A 10,333-nucleotide genomic window follows, 5' to 3' on the forward strand; every position below is an offset into this window, starting at 1 on the left:
TAAATTTATATAATATTGTCAACCTATGGATAATAAATATTTGTCTGTTTTCTATGTAAATATAACATAGCATATAAATACTGCAGCAATCACACCAAATATATGACTTAACATAGAACATATCAATGTATGTCTAGTATTCTTTATCTTTAAACTTCCATAATATATTGCCATTGTATAAAATATTGTCTCTGAAGCTCCAACTATTGTTGAACCCATTTTTTCTGTTATAGAATCTATCCCTACTCTTTGAGCTAATTCCGTATACATTCCAAGTGCACCACTTCCTGACAAAGGTTTGACTATTATTAATCCTATTAATTCCTTTGGTATGCTCATGATTTTTGCTATTGGCATAAATATGTACTCTAGAATTTCAATACCCTTTCCTGTTTTAAATATTCCTATTGCTAAAAATATACCTATTATATACGGCAGTATCGACCAAGTAGCTTTAAGTCCATCAATAGCTCCAGTTATAAAGCTGTCATATATATCAACTTTTTTGTATCTACCATAAACTACAATAAATAATATTATTAAAGGTATTAGTAAGTTTGAAAATTGATTTAACATTACTTATACCTCCTTTGGAATAGCTTACAACTTATTATTCCTATAGTTGTAGATACTATTGTAGCAAACAGTGTCGTTACTATTATTTCGCTAGGATTTTTAGCCCCCATATCCATTCTTACTTTTAACATAGTAAACGGAATTATTTGAACTGAGGATATATTTATTACTAAAAACATTATCATATCATCAGTTGCTGTATCTTTTTTATTATTTAATGTTTGCAATTCATTCATAGCCTTAAGTCCAAAAGCAGTTGCTCCATTGCCTGCCCCCAGCATATTTAGTGCTATATTCATTACTATATAAGACATAGCTTTATGTCCTTTTGGAACTGAAGGGAATAATTTCTTCATTATTGGATTTAATTTTTGTCCTATTTTTTCTATAAGCCCAGAGTCTTTTGCTATATTCATTATACCCATCCAAAGCGCCATTACCCCAGCCAAACTTATTGCAAATTCAACTCCTTTGGAGGTTTCTGTTAATATGACCTTATTCAACTCCCCTAAGCTATCTGAAAAAATACTACCTATAATACCTATCGCGATCATATAGAACCATATCTTTCCTATTTTTACCTCCCCCTCTCTATATAATTTTATGATATCCAGTCTATACTTTATACTTGAAAGTTGTACTATATTGTGTTTTAGTATAAGTGTGGGGTTTTTTATAATTTTTAATATTTAAGGAGAAAAGTAATGAGAAATTTAACACTTCTTACTGATTTATATCAATTAACTATGCTAAATGGGTATTTTGAAAAAAATGTGCATGAAGACTTAGTTGTATTTGATATGTTTTTTAGAAAAAATGCCTGCAACGGTGGTTATACCATAGTTTGTGGTATAGAACAGTTTGTTGACTACATAAATAATCTTCATTTTTCAGATGATGATTTAGAATATCTAAAAAGTTTAAACCTGTTCTCTGACAGATTCTTAGCATTTTTAAAAGATTTTAAATTTACTGGTGATATATACTCTGTTTCCGAGGGTACGATTATGTTCCCTAATGAGCCAATAATTACAGTTAAAGCGCCTCTATATCAAGCTCAACTTATAGAAACAGCTTTACTAACAATTATAAACTTCCAGTCACTTATTGCTACTAAAGCATCTAGAGTTTGCTTTGCAGCACAAGGTGACCCTGTATTTGAGTTTGGGCTTAGACGTGCTCAAGGTCCAGATGCAGGTACTTATGGAGCAAGAGCTGCTGTAATTGGTGGATGCAATGCTACTGCAAATGTTTTGGCCGGTAAACTTTTTGATATACCAGTAGTTGGAACTCATGCTCATAGTTGGGTTCAAAAATTTGATACAGAATTAGATGCATTCCAAGCTTATGCAGATGTATACCCTAGTAAATGTTTATTACTTGTAGATACATATAATGTACTAAATAGTGGAATACCTAATGCAATAAAGGTATTTAATAATTTATCTGAAAAAGGATATAAACCTCTTGGCATAAGATTAGATTCTGGAGATTTAAAATATCTATCAACAGAAGCTAAGAGAATGTTAGATGATGCAGGATTTAAAAATTTATCTATAACAGCTTCTAATGATTTAGATGAATATACTATAGCTTCTTTAAAATCAGAAGGTGCTGCTATAAACTCTTGGGGTGTAGGAACCAAACTAATTACATCAGCCGAATCACCTTCTCTAGGTGGGGTTTATAAGTTAGCTGCATCATATAAAAATGATATTTTAGTACCTAAGATAAAAATTTCTGAAAATCCTGAAAAAATAAACAATCCAGGATATAAAAAAGTAGTAAGAATTTATAATAAAGAAAATAAAGCAGAGGCAGATTTAATAATGTTACATGACGAACATATAGATTCAAGTAAACCTTTATCTGTATTTCATCCTATTTATACTTGGAAATCTATGATTTTTGAAAATTATAATATTAGAGAGCTTCAACAACCTTTGTTTATAAATGGAAAATGTAAGCATATTAAGAAACCAGTTCTTGAAATACGTGATTATGTACAAACTGAGTTAAATACTTTATGGGATGCGTATAGAAGGTTATCAAATCCTAAAGATTATAAGATTGATTTATCTGAAAAACTCTGGATTTTAAAAGCTAGTTTACTTGATGCTAAAATTTCTTATAAATAAAAATATTATCTTAATTAAGGGGGATTAAAATATGGATATTACAGATTACAGAATCATAGAAATACTACAAAGTGATGGAAGAATTTCTATGAAAGATTTAGGGAAAATAGTTGGTCTAACTTCTCCTGCTGTTTCTGAAAGAGTTAAAAGATTAGAAGAGTCTGGAGTTATTGAAGGTTATAAAGCTATTGTAAATCCAGATACATTAGGTAGAGTTATAAAAGCTTTTATACATATCTCTTTACCAAGTGATAAGTATCATGATTTTTTAGAAGCTGCACGTAAAGATCCAAGAATAGTAGAGTATCATCATATAACTGGAAATGATTGTTCTCTTTTAAAAGTAATTGTTAAAGATATGTATGAGTTAGAAAATGTAATAGATACAGTTAAAACTATAGGTTCAACTAAAACATCTGTCGTTTTATCTACGCCTATACAATCCAAGCCTATACTTTAACAATATTAAAAACTTATAGATTAATTTAAATATAATACAAATAAATTCACATAAAAAAGATGATTTCTTTATTAATTAGAATCATCTTTTTTATGTGAATTTTTATATATTCATTTGTATTAAAACATTATTTTCTTTTAAATCTATATTCATAATTGGTTATGATATATTCCATATATGTCTTTATAGTTCCTGAATTTTCATTAGGATTTAATAATTTTCGTGTTGCTACTATATCTGCATAACCTAAAAGCATAACACCTATTATTTCATCTTTTAGGGTATAAAATGTGTTGTATAACTTTTCTTTTGTTAAATCATTAGTTTTATAAAATACTAAGAGTGCCATATGATGTCTTACATATTTATATAGTACATCAATAGATTCTGAAGATAATCCTAATCTAATACCTAGATTTTTTGCTATTTGGGCACCTATTTTTTCATGATTTTTAAAGTGAACTCTTCCTGTTTCATCAATAGTCTTAGCACTTGGCTTTCCTATATCATGTAAAAATACGCCTAATTTTAATAGTTGTAATTTTGTAATATCTTTATCTATGCTAGTATTTAAATAGTCCCAAATTTTATCTTTTATATGATTTGGAAAAAAAGTTTCATCTTTTAAGATATATTCTAATTCTTGTAATGCATTTAACGAATGTTCTTCACAATTAACTACATGATATTTACATTCTCCAACTAACTTCATATCTTCGGTTTCCGGGATTATTTTTTTTAGTAAATTTTGTTCATCAAGTTTTTTAAATTCTTCATGTGTATTTTCATTACATAAGCTATCTATTAATTTCTTCTGTAACTCCATATATATCACCCCAAAAATTTATCTTTTATAAATCTAATACTTGTTTATAAACTATATCTTTTTTTAATTTTCTATCTTTACATACTACTTTTATTGCATCTTTTTTGTTCATTCCATCTTCTATTAATTTTAAAACATATTCTCTTTCATTAAGGTCTTCATATGTATTATGTACTGTTTTTTCTCCTTTAAACCCATCAACTATTAATACAAACTCACCCTTTATTTCTCTTTCATTAAATATGTTTATTACAACCTCAATATCTTCTCTTATTATTTCTTGATATTTTTTTGTAAGTTCTCTATTTACAGATATTTTCCTATTTCCTAATATTTTAAACATATCTTTTAATGTTTCTTTTAATCGATGTGGAGATTCGTAAAAAATTAAAGTTCTATTTTCTTCTTTTAATTCTTCTAGTCTTTCTCTCCTAATTTTTTTATCTCTATCTAAAAATCCTTCAAAAATAAATTTATATGTATTTAATCCTGACCCAACTAGAGCTGTAACAAATGCAGTTGCTCCTGGAAGTACTTCTATTTCTATATTATTTTCTATTGCTTGTCTTATTATTTCCTCTCCTGGGTCAGATATTCCTGGCATTCCTGCATCACTTATAACTGCTATATTTTCTCCTTCTAACAATTTATCTATTAAATAATCTCCCTTTGTACCTTTATTATGATCATGGTAACTAGTTAAAGGTTTTGATATTTCGAAATGATTTAAAAGCTTTATACTATGTCTTGTATCTTCAGCTGCAATTAAATCCACCTCATTTAATATCCTTAATGTTCTATATGTTATATCTTCTAAATTCCCTATTGGTGTTGGGCATATATATAATTTTCCACTCATTTATATCTCTCCTATATCTTCATTATCATATATAGCTTTTAATTCTTCTGTATAATTTCCGTCTTCTCCATATACATATAACGGGTCTAGTATTCTTAATTCTGGTCTTCCATCTTTTACAAACTCAACTAATAATAAATTAGGTGCTTTTTTAGGCTTTGGATGTATAAATTGAACTACTTTTGGTTCTAATTTATATTTTCTTCCTAATTCTATTATATCAACTAATCTAGTTGGTCTATGTATCATAAAGAACTTTCCTTTTGGCATAACCAGCCTAGAAGCAGCTTTTATTACGTCTTCTAAATTACACTTTACTTCGTGTCTAGATATAGCTTTTTTATCATTAGGATTTTTTATTCCATCAATATGCATATATGGAGGATTTGAAGTTACTACATGATATCCATGAACTTCTAATTCTTTATCTATCGTTTTTATATCTGCATTTATTATTTGTACTCTATCTTCTAAATTATTTAATTTTACAGAACGTGTAGCCATCTCATATACTTCTTCTTGTATTTCTACACCTATTATTTTTTTTGCTTCACTTTTGCCTGCTATTAAAATAGGTATTATGCCTGTTCCTGTTCCTAAATCCGCAACATTTGCTCCTCTTTTAACTTTTGCAAAGTTAGCTAAAAGTACTGCATCTACTCCAAAACAAAATCCATTAATGTCTTGTATTAATTTTAATCCTTTTAATTGTAAGTCATCTATTCTTTCTGTCTCTTTAAGCTTTATATTCATAAATATCTCCTTTAAAAAAGGTAGGAAAAATCCTACCCCCCTAATCTTCTAATTTCTTTAATTCTCTTAATGTCGCTGCATCTATTTCATCATTCTTACATCCTGATGCACAACAACCTCCGCCACACTTTTTAGGTTCTTGAAGTACTTTAACTTCTTCTCTAGTATATATCTTTATAGTTTTATCGTTAAATTCAACTTTAATTTGCTCTAATAATGGATTAATTTCAATTACTTTACCTTTTCCGTCAGTAACTTGGACTAGTGAACCAACTACTGGCATTTTATCTAACGCTTCACTATATACATCATGTTCATACTTTAAACAACAGAACAATCTACCACATATTCCTGAAATTTTTGTTGGATTAAGAGATAAACTTTGATCTTTTGCCATTTTTATAGATACTGGCTGAAAATCTCCAAGCCATGAAGAACAACAAAGTCTTCTTCCACATGGACCTAGACCGCCTATTGATTTAGCTTCATCTCTAACACCAATTTGTCTTAACTCTATTCTTGTTTTAAATATAGCTGCTAAATCTTTTACAAGTTCTCTAAAATCTATTCTTCCCTCTGCTGTGAAGTAAAATATCAATTTATTTCTATCAAATGTATACTCACAATCTATTAAAAACATAGTAAGATCATGTTGTTTAATTTTTTGTTGGCATAGTTCAAATGTTTCTTTTGCTTTTTCTTTATTTTCAAGATATATCTTAGTATCTTCAGGAGTAGCTACTCTTATAATTGGTTTTAAAGGCGAAATTAATTCATTTTCATCTATTTCCTTTGGTCCAACTACTATTGTTCCATATTCTAATCCTCTTGCAGTTTCTACAACTGCATCCATATTTTTTTCTATATTTAAATCGACTGGGTCAAAATAATATATTTTCCCAGCATTTTTAAACCTAACTCCCACTATCCTTATCATTTAATCACCTCATATATATTTAAAGCCATAACTTGTATACTCATATTAAAGTTACAATTGCTTCTTATATTTTTCTTTGTTTCTTCTATTATATCAATAATCTTAGACACTTGCGAATAGGTAATTTTTTTGCTCATATTTTGTATAAAAGTCATTTTATCCCCATTTATCATCATGTCTTTACTAACTTGTTCTTTAGAAATCATTATATCTCTAAAATAATTAATCATCATATCTAATAAATTGATAATTTCACTTTTATATTTTTCCATATTATTTGGTATATCTAAAATTTCCACTAAATTTTTATCTAAAATATTTTGAATGTAATTTTGTATGTCTTCTCTCATTATTGAGAATTCTGCTGAATTAGATAATTCTAAAGCCTTCTCTATACTTCCCCTTGAAAATGTAGCTAATAACTTCGCTCTACTTTCTTCTATTCCCCTATTTATTAAATAATCAGTTAAACTTAATAATGGTATTGGTAAAAACTTAATTATTTCACATCTAGATTTTATTGTATCTAACATAGCTTCTTTATTCTTTGTAATTAATACTATCATTGCATATCCAGGAGGTTCCTCTAGCGTTTTTAACAGTGCATTTTGAGCTTCTACTGTCATTTTCTCAGCTTGATTTATAATATATATTTTATAATCTTTGTGTGGCTTAATAATTATATCTTCTTGTAAATCTCTAATTTTAGCTATCTTTATACTATTTCCATCTGGTTTTATGCTTATATAATCTGGACTATTATCTATATTTTCAACATCAAGTAAAATTTTTGAAAATTCCTGTGCAAATTTAGTCTTTCCTATTCCATCTATACCATTAAACATATATGCGTGATTAATTTTTTTATTTTTAATTGAGTTTATAATATATTTTTTTGCAAACTCTTGTCCTATAATATCTTCAAAATACATATCTACATCTCCATGGATTCAATTGCATTTCTAACTAAGTTATAAATTTCTTCATGTATATCTTCTATACTTCTTAAATTCTCACTCTGTACACAGTTTATCTTCTTCCAATTAAATTTTTGTGCTATATATAAAGAATTTTTATATGATTTTTCTAAGTATTCCATATCACTTTCATGTATATCTTTTTTATCACTACCTGTAATTTTATTTTTTCTATTTTCCATAAGTTTTTTACTATACTCTATTGGAACATCTAAAAACATAACAAAATCTGGTTGTGGTATTTTGTACATATTAAATTCAAAATCAGCTAACCAATCTAAATACTTATCTCTATCCTGAATGTCCATTTTAGATGCCTGATGCACCATATTAGATGTAGTATATCTGTCTGCAATAATTATTCCACCTTGATTATAAAATTCTTCCCACTGTGTTTTAAATGATGCATATCTATCTGCTGCAAAAAAAGTTGATGATATATATGGATCTACATCTGAAGGATTTTTTCCAAAATCACCTCTTAAATACATCTTTACTAATGCAGATGATTCAGATTCATAATTAGGATATTCAACTTTTCTTACATTATATCCATCCTTTAAAAGTCTTTCGTATAGTTTTTTTGTTTGAGTAGCTTTTCCACTTGCATCCGAACCACTCTCTATAATTATTAACTTACCTTTCATTATTTATATCCTCCATTACATGAGTTTTAGTCTATTATATCTATAAATTCTAAATTAGTATCTTTTATTCCACTTATGTTCATTCCTTTTTCTCTACACAGTAAAACATAATCAATTATATCTTTTGTAATTACTTCTCCTGGAGATATTAAACTTATTCCTGGTGGATAAGGTATTATATATTCTCCACTTACTTTTCCTATGCTTTCATATATTTTAACATTTTTTTTATCTTTATAAAATGCTTCTCTAGGACTTATTAATTTTAATGGTATTTCTTGTGGATAATTTATAATTTGTAATAACCTATTATTTTTTAAATTATTTTTTAATATTTCGTTCAATGCAATTTCTAAAGTATTAAAATCATTATCATCATTAGATATTGTACAAATCAATAAAACTCCATAATAATTAGATAGCTCTACTTGAATATTATAATTATTTCTAAGAATACTTTCTAATTTATACCCTGTTATTCCTATTTTTCCACACGAAATAAATATTTTGGTTTTATCATCAGTATCATATACTTCTATATTTTTATTATTATGAAATTTTGATTTAAATTTTTCTATGTTAAACAAAAGCTCTTCCATTAATTCTCTTCCATTAATTTCTAATATATCAGTTGCTAATTCTAAAGATGCCATTAGCATATATGAAGGGCTCGATGATTCCACCATTCTTAAAACCTCTACTAATTTATTTTTATTAATTCGGTTTCCTTGTGTATGTAACATAGATGCTTGTGTAAATGCTGGTAGTGTTTTATGAGTACTTTGAATTACAATATCTGCTCCTTGTTCTAAAGCTGTTTTAGGAAGATTATCATTTAATCCTAAATGTGCTCCATGAGCTTCATCTACTATTACTGTAATATCTTTGCTATGAGCATAATCACATATTAGTTTTAAATCATATACCATACCATAATACGTTGGATAAGTAAGTACTATTGCTTTAGCCTCTAGGTTATGATTTATAACTTCTATTGCATGTTCTACATTAACTCCTTTTAATACATTTAACTCACTATCTATATTTGACTTTATATAAATAGGATCAATATCACCTAAGATACATGTATTGATTATTGATTGATGACAATCTCTATTAACTATTATCTTATCTTTAGGTTTGCATACAGACATAATTGCTGCATTTATACCACAAGTACTTCCATTCACTAAAAAATATGTTTCTTCACTTTTAAATATCTGAGAAGCTTTTTCTTGAGAATCCTTAATTATCCCTTCTGGTGAATGTAAGTTGTCTGTTCCTTCTATCTCAGTTGTGTCCATTCTATACAATTTTTCTAGTAAACTTGAATATCCTAATTTATCATATATTTTCCCTAATTTATGTCCCGGAGTATGAAACGAAATTAATTTGTTTCTTTCTATATTTGTTAATTCTCCAATAATTGAATTTTTCATACTTATCTCCTTATAATAAAACTTAATATTAAACATAAAAACCGTTGATATATAAAAACATCAACGGTTTAGGTTTAATATTAAGTAGAAATTATTTATTATCATCTGTCATTAATGTAGGTATTAAATATATACCCGCTAGCCCTACTAAAAAATATATTATTCTACTTGCTAGTTCATATGTTCCTTCAAATATATTTCCCAGTAAATCTACTCCAAAAGCTCCTATTATAACCAAAACTAATGCAAATTTTTTCATATATATCACTCCTTAGGAAATATTTATTTCTTATAGGATTTTCTAATTTTTCCAAAATAACCATGAAAATTTAATTTCCTCGGGAATTTTAAGATATATAAAAAAGATTACGTGGCTACGTCCTACTCTCCCAGGAGGTTGCCCTCCAAGTACCATCAGCGCTAAAGAGCTTAACTTCTGTGTTCGGAATGGGAACAGGTGTATCCTCTTTGCTATTATAACCACATAATCTTTATGCTTAACATTTCTATTAAGTTTTAGAGTTAATACTCTAAAAACTGCATACATTTAGGAATTATCATTTTAATTCTTGGTCAAGTCCTCGATCTATTAGTATCGTTAAGCTAAATACATTACTGCACTTACACCTTCGACCTATCAACCAGGTAGTCTTCCTGGGATCTTACCCTTACGGTGGGAAATCTTATCTTGAAGTAGGCTTCGCGCTTAGATGCTTTCAGC

The 10,333-nt window shown here is 27.8% G+C and carries 12 protein-coding genes and 2 rRNA genes; 2 read left to right on the forward strand and 12 right to left on the reverse strand.

The window, feature by feature from the left end:
• Window positions 1-51: 51 nt before the first annotated feature.
• Window positions 52-576 carry a spore maturation protein gene (locus CHF27_RS07535; RefSeq protein ID WP_095404537.1) on the reverse strand — a complete coding sequence of 175 codons (525 nt, stop codon included), beginning with the start codon at window positions 574-576 and terminating at the stop codon, window positions 52-54.
• On the reverse strand, window positions 576-1,130 hold the full coding sequence (locus CHF27_RS07540) for a nucleoside recognition domain-containing protein (protein WP_095404536.1): 555 nt from the start codon (window positions 1,128-1,130) through the stop codon (window positions 576-578). The genes CHF27_RS07535 and CHF27_RS07540 overlap by 1 nt, the downstream gene beginning before the upstream one ends.
• A 150-nt stretch (window positions 1,131-1,280) precedes the next feature.
• Between CHF27_RS07540 and CHF27_RS07545 the strand changes: the two genes are divergently transcribed.
• A complete protein-coding gene (locus CHF27_RS07545) occupies window positions 1,281-2,714 on the forward strand; it encodes a nicotinate phosphoribosyltransferase (protein WP_095404535.1) in 1,434 nt (477 codons plus the stop codon).
• Between the two features lie 31 nt (window positions 2,715-2,745).
• Window positions 2,746-3,174, forward strand: a complete 429-nt coding sequence (locus CHF27_RS07550) for an Lrp/AsnC family transcriptional regulator (RefSeq protein ID WP_095404534.1) — start codon at window positions 2,746-2,748, stop codon at window positions 3,172-3,174.
• 127 nt (window positions 3,175-3,301) lie between these two features.
• On the opposite strand, the gene CHF27_RS07555 is transcribed toward CHF27_RS07550, so the two are convergent.
• From CHF27_RS07555 to CHF27_RS07600, 10 genes are all read right to left on the reverse strand, one after another.
• Window positions 3,302-4,000 (reverse strand): HD domain-containing protein, encoded by a 699-nt coding sequence (locus CHF27_RS07555; RefSeq protein WP_095404533.1) that lies wholly within the window; start codon window positions 3,998-4,000, stop codon window positions 3,302-3,304.
• 25 nt (window positions 4,001-4,025) lie between these two features.
• Window positions 4,026-4,859, reverse strand: coding sequence for a 16S rRNA (cytidine(1402)-2'-O)-methyltransferase (rsmI, locus tag CHF27_RS07560; protein WP_095404532.1), 834 nt, complete (start codon window positions 4,857-4,859; stop codon window positions 4,026-4,028).
• Window positions 4,860-5,612, reverse strand: coding sequence for a tRNA1(Val) (adenine(37)-N6)-methyltransferase (locus CHF27_RS07565; RefSeq protein ID WP_199533636.1), 753 nt, complete (start codon window positions 5,610-5,612; stop codon window positions 4,860-4,862).
• A 40-nt stretch (window positions 5,613-5,652) separates the two neighbouring features.
• A complete protein-coding gene (locus CHF27_RS07570) occupies window positions 5,653-6,549 on the reverse strand; it encodes a PSP1 domain-containing protein (RefSeq protein ID WP_095404531.1) in 897 nt (298 codons plus the stop codon).
• Window positions 6,546-7,481, reverse strand: a complete 936-nt coding sequence (locus CHF27_RS07575) for a DNA polymerase III subunit (protein WP_095404530.1) — start codon at window positions 7,479-7,481, stop codon at window positions 6,546-6,548. The genes CHF27_RS07570 and CHF27_RS07575 overlap by 4 nt, the downstream gene beginning before the upstream one ends.
• 2 nt (window positions 7,482-7,483) lie before the next feature.
• Window positions 7,484-8,173 (reverse strand): dTMP kinase, encoded by a 690-nt coding sequence (locus CHF27_RS07580; RefSeq protein WP_095404529.1) that lies wholly within the window; start codon window positions 8,171-8,173, stop codon window positions 7,484-7,486.
• A 26-nt stretch (window positions 8,174-8,199) separates the two neighbouring features.
• Window positions 8,200-9,612 (reverse strand): aminotransferase class I/II-fold pyridoxal phosphate-dependent enzyme, encoded by a 1,413-nt coding sequence (locus tag CHF27_RS07585; protein WP_095404528.1) that lies wholly within the window; start codon window positions 9,610-9,612, stop codon window positions 8,200-8,202.
• Between the two features lie 91 nt (window positions 9,613-9,703).
• Window positions 9,704-9,871, reverse strand: coding sequence for a DUF378 domain-containing protein (locus CHF27_RS07590; protein ID WP_095404527.1), 168 nt, complete (start codon window positions 9,869-9,871; stop codon window positions 9,704-9,706).
• 109 nt (window positions 9,872-9,980) lie between these two features.
• Window positions 9,981-10,097 (reverse strand): 5S ribosomal RNA (gene rrf / locus CHF27_RS07595).
• Window positions 10,098-10,181: 84 nt separating this feature from the next.
• Window positions 10,182-10,333 (reverse strand): 23S ribosomal RNA (locus CHF27_RS07600); the annotation flags it as partial.

Source organism: Romboutsia maritimum (assembly GCF_002251085.2).
Lineage (GTDB): Bacteria > Bacillota > Clostridia > Peptostreptococcales > Peptostreptococcaceae > Romboutsia_B > Romboutsia_B maritimum.